This window comes from Thalassovita mediterranea, assembly GCA_019448215.1.
In the GTDB taxonomy this organism is placed as follows: Bacteria; Pseudomonadota; Alphaproteobacteria; order Caulobacterales; family Hyphomonadaceae; genus Henriciella.
Genome location: CP080408.1, coordinates 2,724,150 through 2,750,067, shown reverse-complemented (window position 1 = coordinate 2,750,067; position 25,918 = coordinate 2,724,150). Strand labels below are relative to the sequence as shown.

24 protein-coding genes are annotated in these 25,918 nt (G+C 59.1%); 16 read left to right on the top strand and 8 right to left on the bottom strand.

Annotation, left to right across the window (positions count from 1 at the left end):
- The first annotated feature begins 37 nt into the window (after positions 1-37).
- From pdeM to KUV46_13415, 4 genes are read left to right on the top strand one after another with little or no spacing between them, the layout of a single operon-like run.
- Positions 38-784, top strand: a complete 747-nt coding sequence (gene pdeM, locus KUV46_13430; GenBank protein QYJ00326.1) for a ligase-associated DNA damage response endonuclease PdeM — start codon at positions 38-40, stop codon at positions 782-784.
- Positions 785-830: 46 nt separating this feature from the next.
- Positions 831-1,667 carry a mechanosensitive ion channel gene (locus KUV46_13425; protein QYJ00325.1) on the top strand — a complete coding sequence of 279 codons (837 nt, stop codon included), beginning with the start codon at positions 831-833 and terminating at the stop codon, positions 1,665-1,667.
- A 27-nt stretch (positions 1,668-1,694) separates the two neighbouring features.
- A complete protein-coding gene (locus KUV46_13420; protein QYJ00324.1) occupies positions 1,695-2,060 on the top strand; it encodes a hypothetical protein in 366 nt (121 codons plus the stop codon).
- Between the two features lie 43 nt (positions 2,061-2,103).
- Positions 2,104-3,006 carry an SDR family oxidoreductase gene (locus KUV46_13415; protein QYJ00323.1) on the top strand — a complete coding sequence of 301 codons (903 nt, stop codon included), beginning with the start codon at positions 2,104-2,106 and terminating at the stop codon, positions 3,004-3,006.
- Here KUV46_13415 and KUV46_13410 read toward each other — a convergent pair.
- From KUV46_13410 to KUV46_13395, 4 genes are all read right to left on the bottom strand, one after another.
- A complete protein-coding gene (locus KUV46_13410) occupies positions 3,003-3,998 on the bottom strand; it encodes an alpha-L-glutamate ligase-like protein (protein QYJ00322.1) in 996 nt (331 codons plus the stop codon). The genes KUV46_13415 and KUV46_13410 overlap by 4 nt on opposite strands.
- A complete protein-coding gene (locus KUV46_13405; protein QYJ00321.1) occupies positions 3,995-5,566 on the bottom strand; it encodes a UUP1 family membrane protein in 1,572 nt (523 codons plus the stop codon). Before KUV46_13405 ends, KUV46_13410 begins: the two co-directional genes overlap by 4 nt.
- Before the next feature lie 39 nt (positions 5,567-5,605).
- Positions 5,606-6,118, bottom strand: coding sequence for a RimK/LysX family protein (locus tag KUV46_13400; GenBank protein ID QYJ00320.1), 513 nt, complete (start codon positions 6,116-6,118; stop codon positions 5,606-5,608).
- Positions 6,119-6,210: 92 nt separating this feature from the next.
- The gene (locus KUV46_13395) at positions 6,211-7,782 is read right to left on the bottom strand and encodes an AMP-binding protein (GenBank protein ID QYJ00319.1); all 1,572 of its coding nucleotides are present in this window, start codon (positions 7,780-7,782) and stop codon (positions 6,211-6,213) included.
- A gap of 146 nt (positions 7,783-7,928) precedes the next feature.
- Between KUV46_13395 and lipA the strand changes: the two genes are divergently transcribed.
- Positions 7,929-8,876 carry a lipoyl synthase gene (lipA, locus tag KUV46_13390; protein ID QYJ00318.1) on the top strand — a complete coding sequence of 316 codons (948 nt, stop codon included), beginning with the start codon at positions 7,929-7,931 and terminating at the stop codon, positions 8,874-8,876.
- A 9-nt stretch (positions 8,877-8,885) separates the two neighbouring features.
- On the top strand, positions 8,886-9,344 hold the full coding sequence (locus tag KUV46_13385; GenBank protein ID QYJ00317.1) for an SRPBCC family protein: 459 nt from the start codon (positions 8,886-8,888) through the stop codon (positions 9,342-9,344).
- Between the two features lie 9 nt (positions 9,345-9,353).
- Here the strand turns inward: KUV46_13385 and KUV46_13380 are convergent, their stop codons facing one another.
- Together KUV46_13380 and KUV46_13375 are read right to left on the bottom strand one after the other, a co-directional pair.
- The gene (locus KUV46_13380; protein ID QYJ00316.1) at positions 9,354-9,845 is read right to left on the bottom strand and encodes a CinA family protein; all 492 of its coding nucleotides are present in this window, start codon (positions 9,843-9,845) and stop codon (positions 9,354-9,356) included.
- 9 nt (positions 9,846-9,854) lie between these two features.
- Positions 9,855-11,000 (bottom strand): bifunctional 2-C-methyl-D-erythritol 4-phosphate cytidylyltransferase/2-C-methyl-D-erythritol 2,4-cyclodiphosphate synthase, encoded by a 1,146-nt coding sequence (locus KUV46_13375; GenBank protein QYJ00315.1) that lies wholly within the window; start codon positions 10,998-11,000, stop codon positions 9,855-9,857.
- 133 nt (positions 11,001-11,133) lie between these two features.
- Between KUV46_13375 and KUV46_13370 the strand changes: the two genes are divergently transcribed.
- The 9 genes from KUV46_13370 to hflX all read left to right on the top strand — a co-directional run bounded on the left by KUV46_13370 (position 11,134) and on the right by hflX (position 22,667).
- Complete coding sequence (locus KUV46_13370; GenBank protein QYJ00314.1) at positions 11,134-12,111, top strand: tRNA-dihydrouridine synthase family protein; 978 nt, start codon at positions 11,134-11,136, stop codon at positions 12,109-12,111.
- Entirely contained in the window at positions 12,108-13,160 is a 1,053-nt protein-coding gene (locus KUV46_13365; protein ID QYJ00313.1) for a hypothetical protein, read from the top strand. Before KUV46_13370 ends, KUV46_13365 begins: the two co-directional genes overlap by 4 nt.
- Positions 13,157-14,524 carry a sigma-54 dependent transcriptional regulator gene (locus tag KUV46_13360; GenBank protein QYJ00312.1) on the top strand — a complete coding sequence of 456 codons (1,368 nt, stop codon included), beginning with the start codon at positions 13,157-13,159 and terminating at the stop codon, positions 14,522-14,524. The genes KUV46_13365 and KUV46_13360 overlap by 4 nt, the downstream gene beginning before the upstream one ends.
- A 119-nt stretch (positions 14,525-14,643) precedes the next feature.
- Entirely contained in the window at positions 14,644-16,794 is a 2,151-nt protein-coding gene (locus KUV46_13355; GenBank protein ID QYJ00311.1) for a PAS domain-containing sensor histidine kinase, read from the top strand.
- A complete protein-coding gene (locus tag KUV46_13350) occupies positions 16,791-18,179 on the top strand; it encodes a sigma-54 dependent transcriptional regulator (protein QYJ00310.1) in 1,389 nt (462 codons plus the stop codon). Before KUV46_13355 ends, KUV46_13350 begins: the two co-directional genes overlap by 4 nt.
- A 2-nt stretch (positions 18,180-18,181) precedes the next feature.
- The gene (trkA, locus tag KUV46_13345) at positions 18,182-19,555 is read left to right on the top strand and encodes a Trk system potassium transporter TrkA (protein ID QYJ00309.1); all 1,374 of its coding nucleotides are present in this window, start codon (positions 18,182-18,184) and stop codon (positions 19,553-19,555) included.
- Between the two features lie 34 nt (positions 19,556-19,589).
- Positions 19,590-20,996: a hypothetical protein gene (locus KUV46_13340; GenBank protein QYJ00308.1), complete on the top strand. Its 1,407-nt coding sequence runs from the start codon at positions 19,590-19,592 to the stop codon at positions 20,994-20,996.
- An 85-nt stretch (positions 20,997-21,081) separates the two neighbouring features.
- Positions 21,082-21,336, top strand: coding sequence for an RNA chaperone Hfq (gene hfq, locus KUV46_13335; GenBank protein QYJ00307.1), 255 nt, complete (start codon positions 21,082-21,084; stop codon positions 21,334-21,336).
- 62 nt (positions 21,337-21,398) lie between these two features.
- Complete coding sequence (gene hflX / locus KUV46_13330) at positions 21,399-22,667, top strand: GTPase HflX (GenBank protein QYJ02412.1); 1,269 nt, start codon at positions 21,399-21,401, stop codon at positions 22,665-22,667.
- Positions 22,668-22,671: 4 nt separating this feature from the next.
- Here hflX and tyrS read toward each other — a convergent pair whose 3' ends face one another.
- Complete coding sequence (tyrS, locus tag KUV46_13325; protein ID QYJ00306.1) at positions 22,672-23,925, bottom strand: tyrosine--tRNA ligase; 1,254 nt, start codon at positions 23,923-23,925, stop codon at positions 22,672-22,674.
- Positions 23,926-24,023: 98 nt separating this feature from the next.
- On the opposite strand from tyrS, the gene KUV46_13320 reads away from it, so the two are divergent.
- Positions 24,024-25,106 carry an anhydro-N-acetylmuramic acid kinase gene (locus KUV46_13320; GenBank protein QYJ00305.1) on the top strand — a complete coding sequence of 361 codons (1,083 nt, stop codon included), beginning with the start codon at positions 24,024-24,026 and terminating at the stop codon, positions 25,104-25,106.
- Here KUV46_13320 and KUV46_13315 read toward each other — a convergent pair.
- Complete coding sequence (locus KUV46_13315) at positions 25,103-25,855, bottom strand: alpha/beta hydrolase (protein QYJ00304.1); 753 nt, start codon at positions 25,853-25,855, stop codon at positions 25,103-25,105. The genes KUV46_13320 and KUV46_13315 overlap by 4 nt on opposite strands.
- Positions 25,856-25,918: the final 63 nt, after the last annotated feature.

Sequence of the window (25,918 nt, the reverse complement as noted above, 5' to 3'; positions counted from 1 at the left end):
GGCGTCTCGCAAATTGACCTTGAGGGCGGCACCCGGCATGTTTCGGTACATGTCGGCGCCCCTCAAAAACACCGCCTATGCACTCCAGTTGCACCATCGGGGTGAGCTGATGACGCCTCTCGCGCAGGGGGCGCTCTGGTGGGCTGCGCGTCGTACGCTAGTGGTTTCAGACCTGCACTTTGAGAAGGGATCTAGTTTCGCACGGCGCGGCCAGCTCCTGCCACCGTACGATACCAGCATGACGCTGAAAGTGGTCGAAACGCTGGTCGATGAGTTTGCGCCAGACTGTGTTGTTTCCCTTGGTGACAGCTTCCACGACCCGGCCGCAGAAGCCCGGCTCTCGCCCGTTGAACGCCTACGTATTCGCGCTCTGACCGCGCGGACGGACTGGGTCTGGGTTGAGGGAAACCATGACCCGGATCCCCCGGCACATCTTGGCGGACGCGGCGCGAAAACATTCCGGATGGGCGATTGCGTATTTCGCCACGAACCCACTGGGGAAATCGGTGAGATTTCCGGACACCTCCATCCGGTCGCCCGCGTGACGGGCCGGGGCAGGGCGGTTCGCCGCAAATGCTTCATCAGCGACGGACACCGTCTGATAATGCCATCCATGGGGGCCTATACGGGCGGCCTGAACATATTGGATGATGCCGTCATGCGCCACTTTGCGGATGGATGGATCGCATTCGCTGCAGGGGAGAAACAGGTCCATATGGTTGATCGAAAATTGCTCGCGCGAGATCACACCGCAGCACGCAAGGATCAGCTTTGGCGTTTGTAATTGCTGGATATTGTCCTAGCTGATGCACTGGTAAAAAGAGGTCTACATGGAACAGCTAGAGAATATCGATTTTAACGCACTTGCTGCCGAATACTGGCCGGTGTTGCTGAGTGGTGCGCTGAAGGTTTTTGGCGCACTGGTCGTCCTGGTCATCGGCCTGCGGATCGCCGGTTGGCTCTCATCCATGGTGCGCAAGCAGACATCGAAGCGGGCCGGCGTGGACGAAACGCTTGGGTCGTTCTTTGGCTCTCTCGTCCGCTGGTTTGTGACCGCCGCCGTTATCATCGCGTCGCTGCAGGTGTTCGGCGTGCAAGCGACGAGCTTCGTCGCGGTTCTCGGTGCCCTGACACTGGCGATCGGTCTGTCGCTGCAAGGCGCGCTGGGCAATATCGCGTCTGGCGTCATGATCATGCTGTTTCGGCCCTACAAGAACGGTGATTTCGTCGAGATCGCTGATCAGGTCGGCACGGTCAAAGAGATCAACCTGTTCCAGACCATTCTGGCGACGCTCGACAACGTGAAGATCATCATCCCGAACACCGAAGCCATCGATGGCGTAATCAAGAACTATTCCGGCTATGATACGCGCCGCTGCGATATTGTTTTCGGCATCGATTATGACGATGACATGGACAAGGCGCTGGGCATCATCCAGACGCTGGTCGATGCCGATGAGCGCGTCTTCCGTGATCCCGAACCGTTTGTGAAGGTGACCAATCTCGGCGACAGCTCTGTCGATATTACGTGCCGCCTCTGGTGCAATGCGACCGATCTCTGGAACTTGAAATTCGACCTCACCAAGAAGGTGAAGGAAGAGTTCGATGCACAGGGTATCTCCATTCCTTATCCGCATCGCACGCTGGTCCAGAAAGTGGCGAGCTAGCCCCTTAATCAGGAGAGTATCGAGGCAATGGCAGACACAGGTCCGGTGGAAGCGCCGGTCGTCACCAAGATCGGGGAGCCGGGGGGCAAGAGCCCCAAGGCTTCCCGGCCTCAACGCTCGCTGCAGAGGCGCCTGTTCTCGGTCGGCCTTTTGCAGGTTGCCGGACTGGTCGCGGCGAGCGTCCTCCTTGGCTTGTTCCTGCTTTCGCTCGATCTTGACCCGACAAGTGACAGTCTCAATTTGAGGGGCGCGGTCTGGGGTGTCATTCAGGGGGTGTTCGATGCAATCCTGTGGCTGGTCAGCACGCTCTGGAAGCCGTTCCTTGCCGGTGCGGCAATCGTAATTCCGGCGTTTCTTTTATGGCGTCTGGCCAGTTTGCCCTTTCGAAAATAGGCGCGCGAACTAAGCTCTCTCCAACAACAAAGGGAGATTGTTCGTGGATATAGACAAGCTGATGTTCAAGCCGGGCCTTATGGAAGGCGAGCGGGTTCTGGTCACCGGTGGTGGCACCGGTCTCGGCAAGGAAATGGCCGAAGGCTTCCTCAAGCTCGGTGCCGAAGTGCACATTTGCGGCCGGCGCGGGAAGGTTTGTGAGGACACCGCAGAAGAGCTAATGTCCAGCCATGGCGGCAAGGTCGTGCCGCACGCCTGTGACATCCGCGTTGCCGAAGCCATCACGGATATGAACGACGCGATCTGGTCAAAGCATGGCGCGCTGACCGGCCTCGTGAACAACGCGGCTGGTAATTTCATCTCGCGCACCGAAGACCTCTCCATTCGCGGCTTCGATGCGATTTCGAACATCGTCTTCCGCGGCAGTTTCTATATGACCCACGATATCGGCAAGCGCTGGATTGCCGAGAAGTCGCGCGGCAACGTCATCTCGATCCTGACGACTTGGGTCTGGAATGGCGGGCCCTTTGTGGTGCCATCTGCCATGTCGAAGGCAGCGGTGAACACCATGACGCAAAGCCTCGCCGTGGAGTGGGGCCGCTATGGCCTGCGCTTCAATGCGATCGCACCAGGGCCATTTCCTACGGAAGGCATGTCAAATCGCCTATCTCCTCAAACCGAAGGTACCGAGCGCCGCGATTCTGGCGCAGCGAACCCGATGGGGCGCGTCGGCGAGATGCACGAGCTCGTCAACCTCGCCGTCTTCCTGATGGGGCCGGGCGCCGAATATGTGAACGGCCAGACCATCGCTATCGATGGGGCGATGTATAATGCGTCCGGCGGCAACTTCGCACAGCTGACGCAATGGGGTGACAATGAGTGGAAGGCCGCTCGTGAAGCGATTGAGGTTCAGAACGCCAAGGACAAGGCGGCACGCACCGTCTAGTGGCGGTGCATCTCTTCCCCTGGGGCGAGAAATCGCTCCAGGGACTCGCCGTTCCAGTTGGCGTGCGCAATTTCGATCCGCTCATGCACATCCTCAGGTACGGACGGCAGTTTATGGATCGGCAAAAGTAGGGGGCGCAGCCCCTTCAGGTTTGCGGTCTGGATCGCAATACCTGGCCGGGCATTCAGCTCGAGCAGCGTCGGGCCTTTATGCTCACAGATCACGATGTCCACACCGACATAGCCAAGACCAATATGGTGGCCGAGGCGGCTCGCGAGTTCCAGAATTTCGTCCCATGAAGGCACCTGGAAGTCGCGGACTGGCGTTTCGAAGTCAGGGTGCACGTCGACTGAGTCGTTGTGCTGTACGCCCCGCGTCGTGACACCAGTCACCAGATCGATGCCAGCGCCGATACCGCCCTGGTGAAGGTTCGCTTTGCCGTCAGACTCCGCAGTTGGAAGACGCAGCATGGCCATGACTGGAACGCCGCGAAAGACGATCACGCGGACATCGGGCACACCGCCAAAAGCCAGCTTCGAGAAGGCTGAGTGTGGGACCAGTCGCTCTTCGATCATGACCTGATCAGAGCCGTCACCCATCGAGAACATGCCGCTCAGCATGTTGTTGAGATGATAGCGTATATCCGGCCAGGCCATGATCTGGCCGTTCATGCGGCGCAGACCGGTCTTGGCAACGCCATTGAACACCATGATACCGCCGCCGCCCGATCCATTGGCAGGCTTCACGACGAAGGAGCGGTGCTTCTCCGCGATCTTCTCGAGCAGATGCATCTCACCGCCATACCGGATAACGCCGTACAGCTCTGGCACGGTGACTCCCGCCTCAATGGCGAGTTTCTTTGTGATGACCTTGTCATCGACCAGCGGGTAGAAGCGCCGTGGATTATAGGCGGCGATGAAGTCGAGGTTGCGGCTGTTGATGCCGAGGACGCCCGATTTGGCCAGTTTTGATATCGGACCAAAACCTATCATGAGGTCTTGTTGCCTTCGTTCGCGAGCACCTTGAAGCGGAAATACTCCGTCACCTTGTAGCCAGTGTAGCGGCCGAGCAGCAGGACCATCGCCAGGACGATCAGCAGAAGCTCCGGGAAGACGATGGCGAAGTGCTCAATGTATTCGCTGGTCAGGATATAATAGGCCGGAATGGCTCCTGCGAGCGAACCCAGCGCTTTCTTCAAGGCTTCCTTGGCACCGTCTTCTTCCCAGGTGAGCGACATGCGCTCGATGGTCATGGTGATGATGACAAGCGGGAAGAGCGAGATGGAAAGGCCCGTCTGAATACCCATTGCTTCGCCGGCGAGTGCAATAAACATCATCACGAAGGTGACGATGATCAGCACGGCAGCGAGGCGCGGCACGAGCAGAAGCTGGAGCTGATTGAAGTATGCGCGCAGCAAGAGACCTACGGCTACGATACCTGTGAACAGCATAATGCCCGTGAGCAGCTGCGTTTCGCGGAAAGCGAGCGCGATCAGAACCGGCATGAATGTGCCGAAGGCTGGCATGCCTATGACCTGCTTGAGGATCACGATGATTAGCGCCCCAAGCGGGATCAGCAGCAGCACGCGGAAAACAAGCTGAAGGTCGATCGGCAGGCTGAGCAGGGACGTCGCATTCACCCAGGGCGCAAACTCAGACCCACGTTCCATCGCCCTTGAGAGCTGGCTCTCGAAATTTCGGGCGACGGACCAGGACACGCCAACGCGGTTGAAACCGTCACCCGAAACGATGGGTTGCCTGTCGTAGACGATCGGAAGGGTGCGTGCGTCGTTGAGCGGTTCAGCCGTCGTTCCGTTTGCGCTGACCCAGGTGTCGCCCAGCCAGTATTCCACCCATGTTGTGAGGGGCGCCTGGCGCGTGTCGGTATCAAGGATGATCCCCTGAACGTGGCGGGCAGGCGTGCCCGCAGCATTCAGCAGGAAAACGAGCCGGTCCGAGGCGTTCGAGATCTCAGGCGGCCCACCTTCTATGATGGTTGATATGCGGTCATCGCTCTCATCAGCGCTCAGGCGTGCCAGTTGGGTGATAAAACTCCGCTCGCCTGCAGACTTCTCGAGCGCCTCGGTCAGAATGGAATCGAGAGCGACGAGGAGGGGTGTGGCGTTCTCCTGAATGGCTCTACGTCGCTCTGAGCGCCGATAATCGGATACCGCCTCTGGGGTCGGGCGGTCATCATTGGAGTAGCGCTGGTCAACAGAGATCAGCTTCGCACTATAGAAGAGGACGGCGCTGCCATCCTGCGCGCGGCGTTCAAAGACGGCTTGGCGCCCGGCTTCCGTCGAGTCGGTTTCAACGCCGAAACCAGACGCGACAAACGTCTCATCCACAACGGTGAATTGGCCTTCGGAATTGGGCAGGGCGAGACGAAGCGTGACCGGGTCGCCGCGGCCGCGAAAAGAAATTTTTGCCTCGATGGTCCATGTGTCGGAATCGAGATTCGGCACGACCGGAAAGCCGAGACGCGTGACCTTGTACGAAAAGATGCCGAGCGCGGCCGCGATGAGCGCGCCCACGATGATCAGCAATTGAGTGCGTTTCAAAAATCAGCTCCGAGTCGGCCTTAAATCCCAGCGGCTCGACTACTTAGAACACCGTGCCCGCTTCGTATAGATTTCACTTGCGTCAACGACGATGTCCGCCTTTTCAAGCATGTTCCGCCCGATCAGCGTTTCGTAGTTGAAATTGCCTCTATCGGCGAGTGTGACTTCGTCTTCAATCAGAAGGCCGCCGAGACAGAATTCAAGTTCAACAACCGGGCGGTGAATGAGCCCACCACGCTTTGTCTTGATCGCGGCCCAGCGAACGATCTCCGTTTCGATCGTGCGTTCGTCGCCATCCTCATTGATTACCTTGAAGACGATGTCGCGGCTTTCATCCTCGTCGTCCCAATCCTTGCGGGCTGGCGCATCAAGGATTTCGGCGTGAATCGACGATGTCTTCGCGCCGGTGTCGAGCTTTGCATCAAGCTGGATATCGAGATCAGCAATCCGCACATGCTCCAGCCAGCCGAGGACATTCTTGTCCGTGTCTGCAGCGGCACTCAGAGCTGTGCCGGCGATAATGGACGACGCGATGATAAGTTTACGCAACATGGATTTCTTGCCTGCCTTTGTTTTTTTGTCGGGCGCTTAAAACAGCAAGAATGTGATTTTCGCGTGGCGAAACTCGTATCTAACTTTGACGGTCAGGCATCGCTGAGTTTGCGAACCAGCTGGTTGACCGCGCCGTAATCAATCTTGCCGGTCCCAAGCACCGGAATGTCATCGACATGATAGACCTTGCGCGGAACAGAAAGTTCCGAAACGCCATGCGATTGCGCCCATGCGAGGATCTCGCTGCGGTTCGCCTCGGCAGAGGTGGTCAGCAGCACAATCTGTTCGCCTTTACGCGGATCTGGAATGGCGCCAGCCGCATGCATGTCATCTGGCCAGATAGCGCTGGCGCAGTTCTCGACAACCGCCAGCGAAACCATCTCGCCGCCAATCTTGGCGAAGCGCTTCACGCGGCCCTGAATGCGAATGCAATTATCCTTGTCGATCGCAACGATATCGCCTGTGTCGTGCCAACCTTCTTCGAGAGGCTCCAGGACACCTGGATTATCGGCACGCATATAGCCCTGCATGACATTCGGGCCACGAATGCGCAGCCTGCCGCCATCTTCGATGCCTTCTACAGGAAGAAGCTCGTATTCCATACCAGCCATCAGGCGGCCAACGGTTCCGGGCTTGTTCATCTCAACGCTGTTTGCCGCGACGACTGGCGAGGCTTCGGTTGCGCCATAGCCTTCAAGAATCTCGATCTGGAATTTGCGGCGGACCAGCTGGCGCGTTTCATCGCGCACGCGTTCAGCTCCGCAGACAGCGAGCCGGACGCTGCTCATGTCACCTTCTTCACCTGCGCGGGCATATTGAGAGATGAAGGTGTCGGTCGCCAGCAGAATGGTCGAACCGCTCTGGCGGATACGCTTGGCGATTTCGCGCGGCTGCAGCGGTGTTGGGTGAAAGACAGCTTTGACGCCCGCAATCAGAGGCAAAAGCGCGCCCACCGTCAGTCCGAAACAGTGGAAGGTCGGTAGTGGGTTGAAGACGGAATCGGTCTCTGGCGACAGTCCGATATGGGCACGTACCTGCTCGACATTTGCGACGATGTTCTGGTGGCTGAGCACCACGCCTTTCGGCTCTCCTTCGGTGCCTGACGTAAACAGAATCACGCCGGTCTTCTTGTGATCCGGGCCCTGAAAGACGAGCGACGGGAATAGGGGGCCTACTGCGCCTTTTACCTTGTCAGCCAGGGACAGGTTTTCGCGCACATCTTCGAGGTAGATGAATTGCGCGTCCTCGCTCAGGCTTTCGACCAGCGGCTCCAGGCTGCCGAGTTCGATGAACTTGTTGGCCGTGATGATCTTGGAGACTTCGGCGGCGCGCATGGCGGCGCGGAGGTTTGCCGACCCTGCTGTGAAGTTCAGCATGGCCGGAATGCGGCCTGCAGCCAGTACGGCCAAGAAGGCGATCACGGCGCCAGCGCCGGTTGGGAGCATGATGCCAAGCACTTCATTACGTGCCGTCTTGGCGCGAATCGCAGACCCCAGCGCAAAGGCCGCACGCGCAATCTCCGTATAGGTCAGCTCGCGTTCGTCACCGTCCACAATGGCGACGGTCGCGCCGCCAAACTCTTTGCGGGCCCGCATGAAGGCAGAGAAGATGTCGGTCTTCGTGCGTTTCAGGTTGAATGAGATCGGTTCTGGAACAGTGGTCATGTCAGGCTTTGGCGTCGTGATTTCTAAACTCAGTGTCACAAAATGTCACAGAGAGTGATAAAGGCAACTCGCGCTGGGCAGCCAGTCAATGCCGCCTTGCGATATTGCAGCTTGATGATGGGGACGTAGCGGTCCATCTATGCCGCATGGTTACACTCATCGAGAGCAAGCAGAAATTCCGGCATCCGGAGAAGCGCAACAGGCCCGATACGCCCGTCCTGCGCAAGCCGGACTGGATTCGTGTGAAGGCGCCGACGAGCCAGGGCTTCCGCGATACGCAAGAAATCGTCCGCTCCAAAGGTCTCGTGACGGTTTGTCAGGAAGCTGGCTGTCCGAATATCGGCGAATGCTGGGACAAGAAGCACGCCACAATGATGATCTTGGGCGAGGTTTGCACGCGGGCCTGCTCATTCTGCAACGTCTCCACCGGCAAACCGTCTCCTGTCGACGAAGATGAGCCACGCCGTGTCGCTGAAGCCGTTCAGGAAATGGGCCTCCAGCACGTTGTCATCACGTCTGTTGACCGCGACGACCTTGAGGATGGCGGTGCGCGCCACTTCGTGAATGTGATCGGCGCGATCCGCGAGGCATCCCCCGGCACGACGATCGAGATCCTGACGCCTGACTTCCTGCGCAAGGATGGCTGGGAGAACGCTGTCATCGATGCGCGTGCAGACGTCTTCAACCATAATCTTGAGACTGTTCCGCGCCTCTATTTCTCGATCCGTCCGGGCGCTCGTTACTATCATTCTCTGCGCCTGCTTGAGCGCGTGAAGATGCGTGACCCGAACCAGTTCACCAAGTCAGGCCTCATGGTTGGCCTTGGCGAGACCAAGGAAGAGGTGATGCAGGTCATGGATGACATGCGCTCTGCAGGCATCGATTTCCTGACCATCGGGCAATACCTGCAACCGACGCGCAAACACGCGGCTGTCGATCGCTTCGTCCACCCGGATGAATTCAGGTCCTATGAAGAGATTGCGCGTTCAAAGGGCTTCCTCATGGTGTCCGCTTCTCCGCTGACCCGGTCGAGCTATCATGCAGATGAGGACTTTGCGAAAATGAAGGCGGCAAGACTGGCCGCCAATCAGTAGGAGCAGCCTTTGCCGCGCCTCTCAAAGCAGCTGGTGATCGAGCATCGCGCCGATGAAGTGTTTGATCTGGTCGCCGACATCAAGCGCTATCCCGAATTCATCAAGTGGATCCGCACCATGAAGGTGAGCGGAGAACGCGAAGAAGATGGCGTGCGCAAGTATCGAGGCGAGGTCGATGTCGGCTTCAAGGGCTTTTCCGAGCGATTTGCGACCGATATTGCCGCCGATGATGAGAACCGCACTGTTGAGGTCTCATTGGCACGCGGCCCGTTCAAGAAGCTTCAGAACCGGTGGAAGATGTCGCCCGACGGCGAACTCGGAACGGTGGTCGATTTCTTCATTGATTATGAGTTCCGCAATCCTGTCCTGTCACTTCTCGCAAAGGCGAACACGACACTTGCCGTCAACAAGATCATGAAGTCGTTCATTGACGAAGCCGACCGCCGGTATGGTGAACGTCGCACCTAGTCTTTCTGGTTACGGGATCTGCTGGCGGATCATGTTCAGCGCAGCCTCGATCGTCGCAATTCGAACTTCGTGGCGCCCGATATCACCGAAATAGCAGGCCTCGTGCAGCACAGCCTTGTTCTCTCGGGCGCAGGCGATGTGAACCGTGCCGACTGGCTTCATCGGCGTGCCGCCGCCAGGACCGGCAATGCCTGTGACCGCAATAGCAAGGTTCGCGCGGCTAGAATTGAGTGCGCCCTCTGCCATTAGACGGGCGACGGCCTCTGAGACCGCGCCATAGTCGGCAATCAGGTCGCCCGGCACGCCCAGCACCTCTTCCTTTGAACGGTTCGAATAGGTCACGAAGCCCCGCTCAAACACATCCGAAGAACCGGAAAACTCCGTGAACAGCGCGGCAATGAGGCCGCCCGTGCAGGATTCGGCCGAAGCGATCTTCACGCGCCGCTCTCGCGCTTCATCCATAGTCAGTAGGCAGAGATTACGAAGACGGTCTGGAAACATGCGGTCCTCCTAGATGATCTTGCGAAGTGTTGCAGCGGCCTGGGCGGCGATCCCTTCGCGGCGACCGGTGAAGCCAAGGCCCTCGGTCGTTGTCGCCTTGATGCTCACGGCGTCAAGCTGAAGCCCGGCGAGTTCTGCGGTCCGCTTCCGCATGGCTTCACGGTGCGGTTTGATCTTTGGCGTCTCACAGATGAGCGTGATGTCGCAATGGGTGAGTTGCCATCCCGCTTCACGTGCGAGCTTGATCGCATGGCTCAGAAACACGCCGGAATCGGCATCCTTCCAGCGATCATCGGAGGGTGGAAAATGGTCGCCAATATCCCCAAGGGCCACAGCGCCGAGGATCGCATCCGTCAAAGCGTGCCAGCCTGCGTCAGCATCCGAATGGCCCTTGAGGCGGGCTTCATGCTCAATGAAGATGCCGCAGAGTGTGACCCCGGGGCCGGGCTCAAAGGCGTGAACGTCAAAGCCGGTGCCAAACCTGAATTCAGCCTGTTGTCCCGTCATCACTGCCTCCACTTTCTCAAAGTCATCCGCAAAGGTTATCTTGGAGAGCCGATCATTCCCGTCGACCAACGCCGCCTTTGCACCCAGTGATTCGACTGCTTCGAGGTCATCGACGAAACTGCCCGATTTGTCAGCCAGCGCAGATGCGAGAATACCCGCTTTGAAAGCCTGGGGCGTCTGCACGCGGTAGAGGTTTGAGCGATCTACCGTCTGCAGCGTTTCGTCAGCCTGTCGCTTCAGCGCGTCTATCACCGGCAGGGCGGGGGCTGCAGCGTCATGCGTCGTCATGGCTTCGAGCAAATCAGTGATTGTCTGGGTTTCGAGGCCAGGGCGCGCAGCATCGTGAACCAGAATGATATCATCGGGATCAGGCGAAAGCGCTTCGACTGCATTGCGCACGGATGCTGTCCGGTCGTCGCCGCCTGCGACGAGAATGAGCCCTTCGTCGATTGAGGTTTCGCCAGCAATGGTTTCGATATGATCGGACGGCAGCACCAGACCTATACGGTTTACACGACTGTCTGACAGGAAAGTGTCCAGAGACCAGCGATAGACTGGCTTGCCCGCCAGCATCTCGAACTGTTTGGGCAGTTTTCGACCAGTCCTGCTGCCAGACCCAGCCGCAACTATGATTGCATGAACTCTCATAAGAGCAGGGGCTTACCCGCGCTGATGCAGAATGGCCACATGAATTATTGCTGCGGCACCGCCCCTCATGCTCAACTATTGTGCAAAGCAAAAAAGTGTTCAAACTAAATGTATGTACACGATGCACCAATCTTTGGCAGAGCGCGTTTGGCTTGCCCCGATGTCGGGCTCGACCGACGCGGCATTTCGCAGACAGGCGGTACGTTTCGGCGCTGAAGCTGTCGTATCGGAGATGGTCGCAGGTGAAACGCTGGCTGCGGCACGCCCGGATGTCGTGCGCCGCACATGCAGGCATGAGGGACGCGGGCGCTGGATCGTCCAGCTCGCCGCGCGGCGCCCTGAAGACATGCAGCGCGGCGCTGAATTGCTGGCCGAAGCTGGCGTGGACCAGATCGATATCAATATGGGCTGCCCATCGCGGCAGGTGACCGGCGGTCAGTCTGGCTCTGCCCTGATGAAAGAACCCGATCTGGCGAAATCGATCATCGATGCTGCGCTGCAAGGTGCGGGTGGTTTGCCGGTCTCGCTCAAGATGCGTCTCGGCTGGGATGATCAGATGCTCAACGCGCCAGACCTCGCAGGGTACGCCCAATCGGTCGGGCTATGCATGGTCACTGTTCATGGGCGGACACGCTGCCAGTTCTACAAAGGGTCGGCCGATTGGGCGCGTGTCCGTGAAACTGTCGAAGCGATCGATCTTCCCGTTGTCGTCAATGGCGACATTGAAGACTGTGTAACGGCTGATGCCGCGCTCGCAGCATCGGGCGCTCATGGCGTGATGATCGGCCGTGCAGCGATGGGTCGGCCATGGTTGCTCGGACAGGTTTCCGCCCATCTTGCGGGACGGCGGGACTGGCGCGCGCCAAGTGCGGCTGAAAAGCTCGAGAGTCTCATCGAACAGGTAGAAGACAGCATGGCTCTTTATGGAAAGGCGCTCGGCCTGCGTATCGTGCGCAAGCACATCTCCGCTGCGGTCGATCATCTCGACGCCGACTGGAGCGTTGCGGAACGCAAGGAGCTGCGTGCGCGCGCCTGCGGTTTTGAAGATGCCAAGCCGCTCTTTGTGTTTCTCAATCAACTCTTTGAAGACAGAGCGCAGGTCGCGGCATGACGGACAAGACAAACCTGGCGGACCTGATGCCGGTCGCCGTTCTGCAGATCGACAATCGCCGCAATATCATGTCGGCGAATACAGAAGCGCAGATGATCCTTGGACACTCGCTGGCCAGCCTGCAGGCGCACAATCTAAGTGAGTTCGTCTATCACGACTCGCCGCTGTTCGAGCTTCTCGATCGGGTCGCGAGCGAAGAGGGCGATATCTCTTCGCATGGCTTGCCTATCGCCGGGCCATCTGCCGTGCGCGGAAAACTATACGATATCCGGCTTCGCCCCGGCCCGGATGGGTCCATCATTCTGGCAATTGCCGAGTCGCTTGTGCGTGATCCTTCAGACAGCGCTGCCGGCATTTCCGGCTTTGGTCGTATTCTCGGCCATGAAGTGAAGAACCCTCTCGCAGGCATCTCCGGCGCCGCGCAGCTCTTGCTGCGAAACGCAAGTGAAGACGAAGTGCCGCTGCTCGAGATCATCAAGAGCGAAGCGAGCCGTATCGAACGCCTTGTGAGCCGCCTGTCCGCCTTTGAGCTTTTCTCGGCGCCGCGCCGCGACCGGTTCAATATCCATCAGCTGCTGGACAAGATCCTGATTGCTGAAGAGGCTGCGCATGGCGGCAAGATCGCTCTGAAGCGCGCCTATGACCCGTCGCTGCCGGAAATACTCGGCGACGAGGATCATTTGCACGAAGCTTTCCAGAACATCGTGCGCAATGCAGCCGAAGCGGCGAGCGAGACTGGCGGGCAAGGACAGGTGACGCTCCAGACCGCCTTCGAGACTGGCTTTGCATTCTCCAGCAAGCGTAATGCGCGGCGCCTTCAGCGTGCCATCCGTATCACTGTTGAGGACAATGGCAGAGGCATCAGCTCTGAAACCCGCGATCAGATGTTTGACATGTTCAGCTCGACCAAGGCGGGTGGGCGCGGCCTTGGCCTCAGCGTCGTTTCCGAAGTCGTTGCGGCTCATGAAGGCCGTATCAAGGTCGAGAGCAAACCCGGCCAGACCAAGTTCTCAGTCTTCCTGCCTATGAAACGGGATATCGTCCAATGACACAGAAAACCGTCCTGCTTGCCGAAGACGATGCAAGCATCAGGCTTGTCGTCAACCAGACGCTCGTGACCGCTGGCTATCAGGTTCGCGCTACCAGTTCGGTAGATGCGCTGGAGCGTTGGGTGCGCAATGGTGAGGGCGACGTCGTCGTGACCGACGTGTACCTCGGAGATACGGCTATCTTCGAAGTGCTGCCATCCATCCGGCTTGCCCGGCCGGACCTGCCCGTCATCGTGATGAGCGGCCAAAATACCATTCTGACGGCCGCCTCGGCCGCGCGCCACGGTGTCTATGACTACCTGCCAAAGCCGTTCGACATCGACCAGCTGACCGGACTCGTTGGCCGCGCCCTGAAGGGCCCACTACGCAAGGATGCTGCGGCAACCGAAGCCCTGAAGGCAAATGGCGAACAAAGCCTGCCGCTCATTGGGCGCTCGGAGCCGATGCAGGAGGTCTACCGCATCATCTCGCGTGTGATGAACACGGACCTCACCGTTCTGATTGAGGGCGAGTCCGGTACGGGTAAGGAGCTTGCCGCGCAGGCAATCCATGAGCTGCAAAGTGACAAGAAGGGACCGTTCAAAGCGCTCGATCTTGCAGCCATGCCGACAGACCGCATCAGCCAGGACCTTTTCGGCACGCCAGACAATCCGGGCATTGCGTTCGATCCCGGTGCCACACTCTATCTCGATGAGATCGGCGATCTTCCGGCCGAAGCACAGACCCAGCTTGTAAAGCTCATGCGGGAAGTGGGCGGCGCGCGTATTATCGCATCGACGCGGAAACCGCTCAGCACACTGGTGGAAGAGGGCCGTTTTCGCGAAGACCTGTTCTACCGGATCAACGTCGTCCGGGTCTTCATGCCGCCGCTCAGGCAGCGCAAGGAAGACATTCCCGAACTTGTCAGGGCGTTCCTGATCCGCGCCCAGCGCAAGGGCCTGCCGAGCAAGCAAGTTGAGCCGGCCGCGATGGATCTCATCATGGCCTACGACTGGCCGGGCAATGTGCGTGAGCTTGAGAACCTCATCATGCGCCTTGCAGCGCTCAGCCCCGATTCCGTGATTTCTCAGCGCGATGTGGAACGGGAGCTGCGGTCCGAGGCGCTCAAGGATATCTCATCGTCAGGCAATTTCGAGAAAGAGGTTGAGACGCTTCTCCACAAATATGTGATGGCTGACCTGCTGCAGGCAGACCCGGACGATAGCGACATCCACCGCACCATCATGGAGCAGGTCGAACGGCCTCTGATAAAGCTCGCCCTGTCAGTGACTTCCGGAAACAAGCTCAGAACAGCGGCGCTACTTGGCGTGAACCGGAACACGCTACGTTCGCGGATCAACCAGCTTGGTCTCGCAGACGACTAATTGACCATGGCATAAGTGTTGCTTTATGGCCTCAGTGTTGCGGTTTGAACACAACCGCACGAGCGAGGTATAGTTTGGTCGACACCACCGCACCAGGAAAGCCGCGATCAGGCTGGGCATTGTTCCAGTGGCTTTTCCTCGTGGCTGCCTTCCTCGCCGCTGCGGTTACCTTTGTCGCCATATCCGGCATGGACCCAATCGAGCCGGTCAGCCGCGATGTTCAGGCGATGATCATCGCCAATACGCTCATCATCATCACGCTTGGCGTCATCGTTGTGCAGCGGTATCGCGCCTCGCGCACGCTGGAAAAGGGCACAGAAGGCAATCGGCTGGCGCGCCGCTTCCTGCTTCTATTCAGCCTGTCGGCCGTCATCCCGGCACTTGTTGTTTCGGTCTTCCTTTGGGCGGCAATTTCGCGTGGCTTCGACACTTGGTTCGGCGAACGGGTGTTCACGCTGGTGGAGCAGACGGCCACGGTCGCCCGCGAGAATGTGGACGAGTATAGTGACGCCCTCGAGGAGGACACGCGGCTCGCTGCGTCCGATATCAACAACGCGCTCGAAGGCCTGACGGAAGAGCCTGAAGCCTTCTCGTCCTATCTCGGCATGCAGGCGCTGATCCGGAATATGAGGGTCGGTTACGTCATCGACAGGCAGGGCAGGCCGCTGGCAATCGGCGAGAACGCGGCCAATGACAGCCTGTACCGGCGTCCGACCCCTGAAATGTTCGACGAGGCGGATGCGGGTGAGGTCTACCTTTCGCTGTTCGAGGCAGAGGGCTTCACGACTTCGTTGATCAAGCTTGGCGGCATGGAGAACGCCTATCTCTATCTCGCCAAACCTCTCGACCGCGACGCCTTTGCGCGCTTGCGCCGGGCCGAGCAGGCCCTTGAAGAGTATCGCATCGCCGGCGAGCTAAGCTCGCGCTCACAAGCGCTCTTCTTCGTGGCGTATGGTCAGATCGTGGCGCTGGTTCTGCTGATGGCGATCCGCCTGGCGCTTGAAGCCGCAAGCCGGATTACCGGCCCGATCGGCCGTCTCGCAAATGCAGCCCAGTCGGTCCGTGACGGCGACCTCGACATTCGCGTACCACTTCCGCAGGGCGAAGACGAGGTGCGCGCGCTCACCCGTTCATTCAATGTGATGACGGAGCAGCTTGGTGCCCAGCGCTCAGCCCTGATCTACGCACGCGAAGAGGCCGAGGACCGGCGCCTCTTCCTCGAAACGCTACTGGAAGAAGTCAGCGCCGGCGTCATCCGCATTGACGAGAACTTCATCGTCACGCTCGCCAACCCATCGGCGCAAAAGCTGCTTGAGACAGAACCACCTGTCGAAGGCAGCAATCTTGCGGACATCGCGCCAGCCTTCATGCCGCATGTCGAAGAAGCAATGGCGACGCGCCTGCCGATCGATGCGTCACTTGATATGCGGACGGCTGGGGGTGCGCGTCATTTCAGGCTGAAGGCTGCACGCGATTCGACGGGCGGCCTCGTCCTGACCTTCGATGACGCGACCCGCCTCGTGACAGCGCAACGCCAGCTTGCCTGGCGAGACGTCGCCCGACGTATCGCGCATGAGATCAGGAACCCGCTTACGCCGATCCAGCTTTCGGCCGAGCGCATCCGTCGTCGCTACAGCCAATACATTCCCGAAGACGACACGGTGTTCGACAAGTGTACTGACACGATCCTTCGTCAGGTCAGCGACATTGGCCGAATGGTCGAGGAGTTTTCTGGCTTTGCAAGAATGCCAAAACCGACGCTGGAGAGTTTCGATCTCGCCCAGCTGATCGATGAAACCGGCTTTTCCCAACAGGTGGTCAGCCCCGACATCGCGGTGGAGATCAACCACGTCCGCAAGCCGCTCATCATTTCTGCAGATGAAAGACTACTCGGGCAGGCCATCGGAAATATCATCAAGAATGCTGCCGAAGCGATTGAACGCCTGCCGGCCGTCGATGAAACGCAGGGCGCGATTGAAATCACGACCGAAGACACCGAAGAATCGATCACAATCATCATCGAAGACAATGGCCCGGGCTTTCCTGAAGAAGCCCGCGAGCGGCTACTCGAGCCCTATGTTACCACCCGAGAGAAAGGCACTGGCCTTGGTCTTGCTATCGTGAACCGGATCATTGTCGATCATGGCGGCGCGATCCAGCTGCAGGAGCGCGAGGAATCGCATCGCGGCGCCAAGGTACGGATCACACTGCCAAAGCAGGCCAATCTCGACGAATTCGCCGAACCAGAGACCACGGAGGCTCTCTCATGACCACGGACATTCTTGTTGTCGACGACGAACCCGATATCCGGGACCTGATCTCCGGCGTCCTCGAAGATGAAGGCTATGCGGTGCGCAGCGCTGCAACAGCTGCGAAAGCGCTTGAAGAAGTGCGCATGCGTGCTCCCGGCCTGATTATCCTCGATGTCTGGCTTCAGGGCAGCGACATGGATGGCTTATCCGTCCTGAAATTCATCAAGTCCATCGACCCGCTCATCCCGGTCATCGTGATCAGTGGTCATGGCAATATCGAAACCGCCGTCGCAGCTATCCGGCGCGGCGCTTATGACTTCATTGAGAAGCCATTCAAGTCAGACCGGCTGCTGCATCTGGTGGCCCGTGCCATCGAGTCGACTTCCTTGAAACGCGAGAACGCCTCTCTGCGGAATATGGTGGTCAGCAGCGATGACTGGATCGGGTCGAGCCAGGCTGCCGCAACGCTGCGTGCCTCGATCGACAAGGTTGGCCCGACCAATTCTCGTGTGCTGGTCACCGGACCAGCCGGAGCAGGCAAAGAGCTCGCCGCGCGCCTCATCCATGCTCAATCCAATAGACAGAACGGTCCGTTCGTTGTCGTGAATGCCGCCAATATCGCGCCAGACTTGATGGAGCAGGAACTGTTCGGCGAAGAGGACCATGATGGACGCCCGCGCCGCATCGGCTTCTTCGAGAAAGCGCATACTGGCACGCTGTTGCTGGATGAAGTCGCCGATATGCCGCTCGGCACCCAGAACAAGATCCTTCGCGTGCTGACAGAGCAACGTTTTCAAAGGGTTGGCGGCAAGTCCGATGTTCACGTCGATGTTCGGGTCATGTCAGCCTCCACCAAGGATCTGAAGGAAGAGATCGCCGCGCAGCGTTTTCGTGAGGACCTGTTCTACAGGCTAAGCGTCGTCCCGATCCGGGTGCCTTCGCTTGCTGAACGGCGTGACGACATTCCAGCGCTGATCGACCATTTCACCGGTCGTATTGCCGACAGTTCTGGTCTGAATGCGCGGACGTTTTCATCGGAGGCGATTGCCGTTCTCCAGTCCATGGACTGGCCGGGTAATGTGCGCCAGCTGAAGAACCTTGTAGAGCGTATTCTCATTCTGTCGCCGCATGATGCGAAACGTCCTGTGTCGGTCGATGAGCTACCTCAGGAACGCAGCGGGCTATCAAAAGGGGCGAGCCCAACCGCTTCGGCTGACCTCGTTGGTCTCTCGTTGCGGGATGCACGCGAGCAGTTCGAGCGGGAATACCTGTCACTTCAGATTACCCGTTTCGACGGCAATATTTCTCGCACAGCGGAGTTCATCGGCATGGAGCGTTCCGCGCTACACCGGAAACTCAAAGCACTTGGTGTGAATGCGTCAGCATCACGGTCGGACGTCTAGTCATGCGGGTCATTATTTGCGGAGCAGGGCGGGTCGGTCAGGGTATTGCGCGGCGTCTGGCTATCGAGAACCATGACATCGTGATGATCGATCAGGACACCAAATTGATCGACGTTGTTCAGACCGAGCTCGATGTGCGCGGTGTCGTCGGACATGCCGGTCATCCCGAAGTGCTCGAAGCTGCTGGCGGCAATGACTGCGACATGATCATTGCCGTGACCTATTCAGATGAGATCAACATGGTCATCTGTCAGGTGGCCGATACGCTGTTCAACATTCCCAACAAGATCGCGCGCATCCGGGCCCAGCAATATCTGCAGGTTGGCTATCGCCAGCTTTTCTCGCGAGAGGGTCTTGGGATCGACCTCGTCATCTCGCCAGAGATTGAAGTTGGCGACGCAATCCTGCAGCGCTTCAGCACACCCGGCGCAATCATGAGCGTGAACTTTGGGCGCGGCGACGTTCAGCTCGTCGCCATCGAGGTGCTGGACGACAGCCCCGTGCTCGATACCGCGCTTGACCAGATCCAGGGTCTGTTCCCAAGCCTCAGCGCCCGCATTGTGGGCATCAACAGGGCGGGGCACGTGTTCGCGCCGCGCGGCAATGACCAGCTGAAGACCGGTGACACGGCCTATGTGGCGGTCCTGAAGTCGCACAGTCACAGGCTGAACAGCATCTTCAACCGGCCAGAGCCGGAAATGCGCCGCGTGGTCATCGTCGGCGGCGGCAATGTCGGCCTCTATGTAGCCAAAGGTCTGGAGAAGCAGACCGGCGTGCGCGTGCGCGTCATCGAGTCGGATATTGGCCGCGCTGAACGGGCGGCCGCCGAGCTATCGCGCACAATCGTGATCCATGGCGACGGCCTCACGCGCTACATTCTCGAAGAGTCCGATGCGCCAACAGCAGACCTCGTCATCGCGACAACGCACGACGACAAGACGAACATTCTGATCTCCAAACTGGCCAAGCAGATGGGAGCCAAGCGCGCACTTTCTCTGGTCAACGCACCTGAGCTTGCGGGCCTTGCGCGCGAAATGAAGCTGGATGCGGTTCTGGACCCTAGGGCGCTCACCGTATCGCGCGTTCTGATGAAGATGCGCCGGGGGCGTATCCTTGCACTTCAGTCGCTGGAAGATGGCGCTGCCGAGATCGCAGAAGGCGTCACGCTGGATACATCGCCGCTCATCGGCAAGTCACTCGGCTATGACGATCTTCCCAAGGGCATCACGGCTGCCGCCGTCCTGCGGGATGGCGAGGTCATCTTCGCCTCCAGCGATGTGACAGTCCGCGCTAACGATCATGCGCTGCTCTTCTATGAGGGCGCTATGACCAGCAAGGTCGAACAGTTCTTCCGCGTCAGCGCCGACTTCTTCTAGAACCGACGCCGAGCCCTCAGAGAGTACGGCCAGCATGAACTATCCCGCCATCATCAGAATGCTTGCATTCAGTGGCTTCGGCCTTGTGATGGCGATGGCACTATCGGCGCTGTTCGCTCTCCTTGCGGGAGAGGGGGCTCAGTTTCGCGTTTTCCTGACGACAGGAACGCTGCTTGTGACTGTCTGCGCCGCGATAATCGTCATGATCGACCGGCCGAAACGTAGGGCCCAGCCATCGGATGGTCTGGCCTTCATGGTGTTTTTCTGGGTCTTCGCCGGTATTGCCTGTGCGCCGCCTTTTCTGATGGGGCTTCCAAACGACAGCGCGATTGCAGCGCTGCACGAGGCCATTTCCAGCCTCACCACCACCGGCCACTCGGTCTTCGATCCGAACGTGGTGGTGCTGCCAAATTCGATCCTGTTCTGGCGCGCACTCCTTCATCTGGCCGGAGCGCTCGCGACGATAACTTTTGCGGCGACTGTTCTGGCGGCCCTAAGCCTTGATGGGCCGGGCATCCACCGAACGCTTCTGTTCAGCCATTCGGATGAGAGCTTCTTCGACTCCATGCCGCGCGTGATGCGGGTGACTGGGGTCTATTTCGGTATTTGCCTGCTGATCGTGTTTGCGCTGGAGGTTGTAGGTGGCATTGGGGTCGGCACGGCATTTCTGGATGCTGTCAGTGCGCTGACCACGGGCCTTGCAGATCCACGCAGCGCGTCCTCCGACATTGTGAACGGCACGCGTTCATTTGCGCTTTCGCTAGGGCTGATCTTTGGCACGCTTGGCCTGTTCTTTCTGATACAGATCGCCAATCGCGACTGGCGCGCCGCGGTCTTCGATGCAGAGACGCTGGCTTTCAGCCTCGCGATGCTGGTCTTCATTGCAATCGGGCTGGCTTGCGGCCTTACCGGCCTCAATGCGATTGGCTGGTCGCTATCCAGTCTTTCGACCAGCGGGATCGCCCTCGTCGCGCGTGAAACGACGCGGGACCTGCCACTACTCGTGCAGCTCGCCCCATGCATGATTGGCGGCGCAGCTCTGTCTGCGGCAGGCGGCATGAAGCTCGCGCGTCTCTATGTGCTGTTCAGGCGTGTGGGACAGGAATTCTTGCGGATGGGCTACCGGGAGTCGCTGGTCCACTTCCAGTTCAGAGGGCGCATACAGTCCGATCGCACGCTGATGGGCATCTGGGTCTATCTGGTCGCTTACATCATTGCCGTGGTGATGGGGTTGTTGCTGTTCTCATTCGTGGGACTTGGATTCGAAGATGCTCTGTCGACGACATTCGGTAGTCTGACCAACTCAGGACAGCTTATTCCGCAGGCACAGCTCAAAGACGCAACGTTCTACCAAGTGCTGGCCATATTCGGTATGATACTGGGCAGACTGGAGGTTCTCGCATTGATTCCGCTCCTCACCGTCTCATTTTGGCGTCGGTAGGCAGCTGGGACTTGCATTGCGGGGGCAATCCAGATAGCGCCTGCGAAAACGCATAGCGAACAGCGCCAGCATACGGATAAAGACCATGTCGTCGGATAAAAAACAAAACCTGCAGGACACGTTCCTCAATGCTGTCAGGAAATCACGCACGCCTCTCACAATCTTCCTTGTGAACGGCGTAAAGCTGCAAGGCGTGGTGACCTGGTTCGATAATTTCTGTGTCCTCCTGCGCGGGGACGGACGTCCGCCTCAACTCGTCTACAAGCATGCCATCTCGACCATTGCGCCCGGTGCGCCAGTGCAGCTGTTCGATGAGGAAACCAGCGCGGACAAGGATTGAGCAGCGAGCTAATCGATAGAACACCGGTACCGGACCGGGCCGGCGTCATCATTCCCTGGACCATGCCTGCTGACAGGCCCGACCGCGAACGGCTGTCGGAAACCTCCGGCCTTGTCGAAGCCCTTGGTTGTAACCTCGCCTTCCTACGTCCGGAGAATGTGCGCAAGCCGAGCGCATCCCACCTTCTCTCTGGCGGTATCCTGGAGCGTTTGCGCGAGGATATTGCAGCGTCCGCCTGCACACTCTGCGTCATCGACGCTGCACTGACGCCGGTCCAGCAGCGCAATCTTGAGCGCGCACTAAGCTGCAAGGTCATCGACCGAACCGGCCTCATTCTCGAAATCTTCGGCCTTCGTGCGCGCACGAAGGAAGGCAAGCTGCAGGTCGAGCTGGCGCGCCTTTCCTATGAGCGCTCACGCCTCGTTCGCACCTGGACGCACCTTGAACGCCAGCGGGGCGGTCAGGGCTTTCTGAGCGGTCCCGGCGAAACCCAGCTGGAAGCTGACCGCCGCATGCTGGACCGCCAGCTTGCATCCTTGAAGTCAGATCTCGAGGAAGTACGCCGCACGCGCGGCTTGCAACGTTCTGGCAGGCGCGACGCCGGCTTTCCTGTGATTGCGCTTGTTGGCTACACAAATGCTGGCAAGTCGACCCTGTTCAACCGGATGACCGGTGCCAATGTGTTCGCGCGGGATATGCCGTTCGCGACGCTGGACCCCACCATTCGGCGCCTCGAGCTGCCGGGCCTTGGCGATGCAGCGCTCGTCGATACGGTGGGCTTCATCACAGACCTTCCCACACACCTGATCGACAGTTTCCGCGCGACGCTCGAAGAGACCTTGGAAGCCGACCTGCTCATTCATGTCCGCGACCGGTCTGAAGACTCAGACGAGGCCCGCAAGCAGGATGTCCTTTCGGTTCTTCGCCGGTTGGAAGAAGAAAGCGGACGGCCGCTACCACCAATCATCGAGGCATGGAACAAGATCGACCTGCTGCCTGAAGACATTCAGGAAACGCTGCGCATGTCGGCGCGGGCAGGCCTGCAGGAAACCCCGGCCGTCATTACATCGGCGCTAACAGGTGAGGGCATCGATGATCTGCTGGCGCTCGTTCAGCATTCCATCCAGGATGAACTCAAGCCATTTGCCGTGCAACTAAGCCCAAGTCAGGGCGCCGCGCGGGCCTGGCTGTTCGAGTATGGCGCCGTCAGTGAAGAGACGGTGCAGCCGGATGGCCGCACCGATCTTCTTGTGGGGCTGAGCGAGAAACACGAAGGCCGTTTCCGGTCACAGTTTCCTGACGTCGAGCTCTCTGCTCAGACCACTTCCTGAAAAATCAAACCGCCTTCAGGAGCGCGTGACGCTTCTTGCCAGCAGACAGCTTCACCGCGTCCCCATCGCCGAGATCTGCAAGCGTGAGCGTTGCATTCTCATCGCTGACCAACTCATCATTCACACGGACAGCGCCCTGTTTGATGAGACGGCGCGCTTCGCCGTTTGATTTCGACAGACCCGCCAATGCGAAAGCCGCTGCGATCAAAATGCCGCCTTCCAGCTCACTGCGCGCAATGTCGGTGGTCGGCAGGGCGTCGTCCCGGCTGCCAGCGCCGAACACCGCAGATGCTGCCCGTTCAGCGTCCTGCGCAGCGTCCGCGCCGTGCAGAAGCGTCGTCGTCGCATTCGCGAGCGCGATCTTGGCCTGGTTGATCTCGGCCCCTTCGAGGCTTTCCAGCTTCGCAATCTCCTCGAGCGACAGATCGGTGAAGAGACGCAGGAAGCGGCCGACATCGGCGTCTTCCGTATTGCGCCAGAACTGCCAGTATTCGTAAGGCGATTTGCGATCCGCATTGAGCCATACGGCCCCGTCAGCCGTCTTGCCCATCTTCCCGCCGGATGCCGTCGTGATGAGGTGCGCCGTCAGACCATAGGCGTCGCCGCCATCGGCCTTGTGAACGAGGTCCACGCCGCCAACGATATTGCCCCACTGATCCGAGCCGCCGATCTGAAGACGGCAGCCATGCTGCCGGAACAGCTCCAGGAAGTCGTAGGACTGCATGATGAGATAGTTGAACTCGAGGAAGGTGTAGGGCTGCTCATTGGCCAGCCTGCGGGCCACTGTGTCCTGCTTCGTCATCGTATTGATGGTGAAATGGACGCCCACTTCGCGCAGCAGGTCGATATAGCCAAGCTTGCTCAGCCAATCGTCATTATTGACCATGACAGCATCAGTCGGGCCGTCACCAAAGGTCAGGAAGGGCTCGAATGCCTTCTTGATGCCTGCGATGTTCTCTTCGATCTGCTCATTAGTCAGCAGCGGGCGGGACTTTTCCTTGTCAGTCGGATCGCCAACCTTTGTCGTTCCGCCGCCCATCAGGACGATCGGCTTGCCGCCAGCCTTCTGGAGATGGCGCAGCATCATGATCTGCAGAAGTGAGCCGACATGCAGGCTGTCTGCTGTCGCGTCGAAACCGATATAGGCGACCGGCACACCATTGGCGCAATACGCATCCAGCTCCGCTGGATGAGTGACCTGCTTGATAAAGCCGCGGGCTTCAAGCGTGCTCAGGAAGTCTGACCTGTATTGGCTCATGCCGGTTTCTCCATTATCGAAGGGCGCTGCTAGCACGGGTCACGTATTAATTGGAACAGCCTTCAGATCATTTTGAACCAGTGTGGGCCGCAGGCTTCATGTCCGGCACCTCGATTGATGCGGTCGACGCGGCTCTGATCCTGACAGATGGCGAACGTGTTCTGGACTTTGGCCCGGTTGCTGAACGCAAATACACGCCTGAGGAGCGCGCTGTCCTGAAGGCGGCCGTTGATGCCGCCCGCAAATGGGCCTGGACCGGTCCGCAGCCAGAAGCCGCCTTCCGCGAAGCTAAGGCCGTCCTGACGAAAACTCACTCCGATGCGTGGCAGCAGCTGATCAACGGCTGGAATGGACCAGTCCCAGCCATCGCGGGCGTGCACGGGCAAACGGTGCTGCACAAGCCACCTGTCACTGGCGCGCGCGGGAACACGCTCCAGATACTCGATGCAGACAGCCTGCGCTCTGAGCTCGGCGTGCCGCTGGCTTTCGATTTTCGCAGCGCGGACGTTGAGGCAGGCGGGCAGGGCGCGCCACTCGCACCAGCCTTTCACGCTGCTTTGCTGCAGAACCTTGGCGATACGAGGTCAAACGCGGTCCTGAACCTTGGGGGCGTCGCGAACGTCACCTACCGGTCCGCTGACGGAAACCTCGTCGCTTTCGACACCGGGCCTGCCAATGGTCCTATCGATGAGTGGATGGAGCAGCACGGCGCGGGCACCCATGATGAGGATGGCAAGACGGCCGCCGCGGGCCGCGTCGATACCATGTCTATCGACCTCTGGATGGACAAACCATGGTTCGACCTCCCCGGACCGAAAAGCCTTGACCGCTTCGACTTCGATGCAACGCTTGCGCGCGGGATGAGCCTTGAAGACGGTGCAGCAACGCTGACGGCATTCTCCGCAGAAACAGTCGCGCACGCGGTCCGCAATTTTGCAGAACGCCCCGAACACATCATCGTATGTGGTGGAGGGCGGCGTAACCCTCAGCTGATGCGAGAGCTGAGGCAACGGGTGCCATGCGGTGTGAAAAGCGCCGAAGATGTCGGCTGGCTCGGCGACTCCATCGAGGCGCAGGCTTTTGCATTTCTGGCAGTGCGCACACTGCGGGGCCTGGCAATCAGCTGGCCCGGAACGACAAGTGCGCCCGCACCGATGACGGGCGGGCGCCTTATCGATTAGTCGTCGTCGCCTTCGTCCTCGTCGTCTTCGACGTCGTCGGACTGGTTGGCAATCGCGGCAGCCCCGCGCTTCTTGGACGTATCCGCCTCAAGACGCATCTTCTGCTCGTCTTCGACCAGCCGGCGGTCGACATAGGCTTCGCATTTCGCGATCAGCTCTTCATGCTTGTCGACAAAGAAGTGATTGGCACCGGCGATCGTGTCGCGCTCGATGACTTCACCTTTCTGAACGCGAACCTTCGTCAGTGAACGCTCAACGTCTTTTGGTCCGGAGATCTTGTCATTCTCACCTGAGATAATGAGCCCCGAAGCCGGGCAGGGCGCGAGGAAGGAAAGGTCGTAATGATTGCATGGCGGCGCGATGGCGAGGAAGCCGTCGATTTCAGGACGGCGCATCAGCAGCTGCAGCGTGATCCAAGCACCGAAAGAGTAGCCTGCGCACCAGACAAAGCGCGGATTCTCGGTCAGGTTCTCCATATAATCAAGGACATAGGCGGCATCTTCGAGCTCACCGACGCCCTGGTCATAAACACCCTGCGAGCGGCCAACGCCGCGAGTGTTAAAGCGCAGAACGCCAAAGCCACGCTTCTCGAACATCTGGTAGAGACGGATTGTGATCGGATCCTGCATGGTGCCACCAGCACGCGGGTGCGGGTGTAGAACGAGAGCGATCGGCGCGCCTTCCTGTGCCGGTTCGGTGTAGCGGGCCTCGATACGGCCTGCCGGACCAGGAATAATGAGTTCTGCCATGCTGGGCGCCTCTTTCTTTCTGTCGCGTTTAGCTGGGAAGTGAAGAGGGCGCTTTAGGCGAAA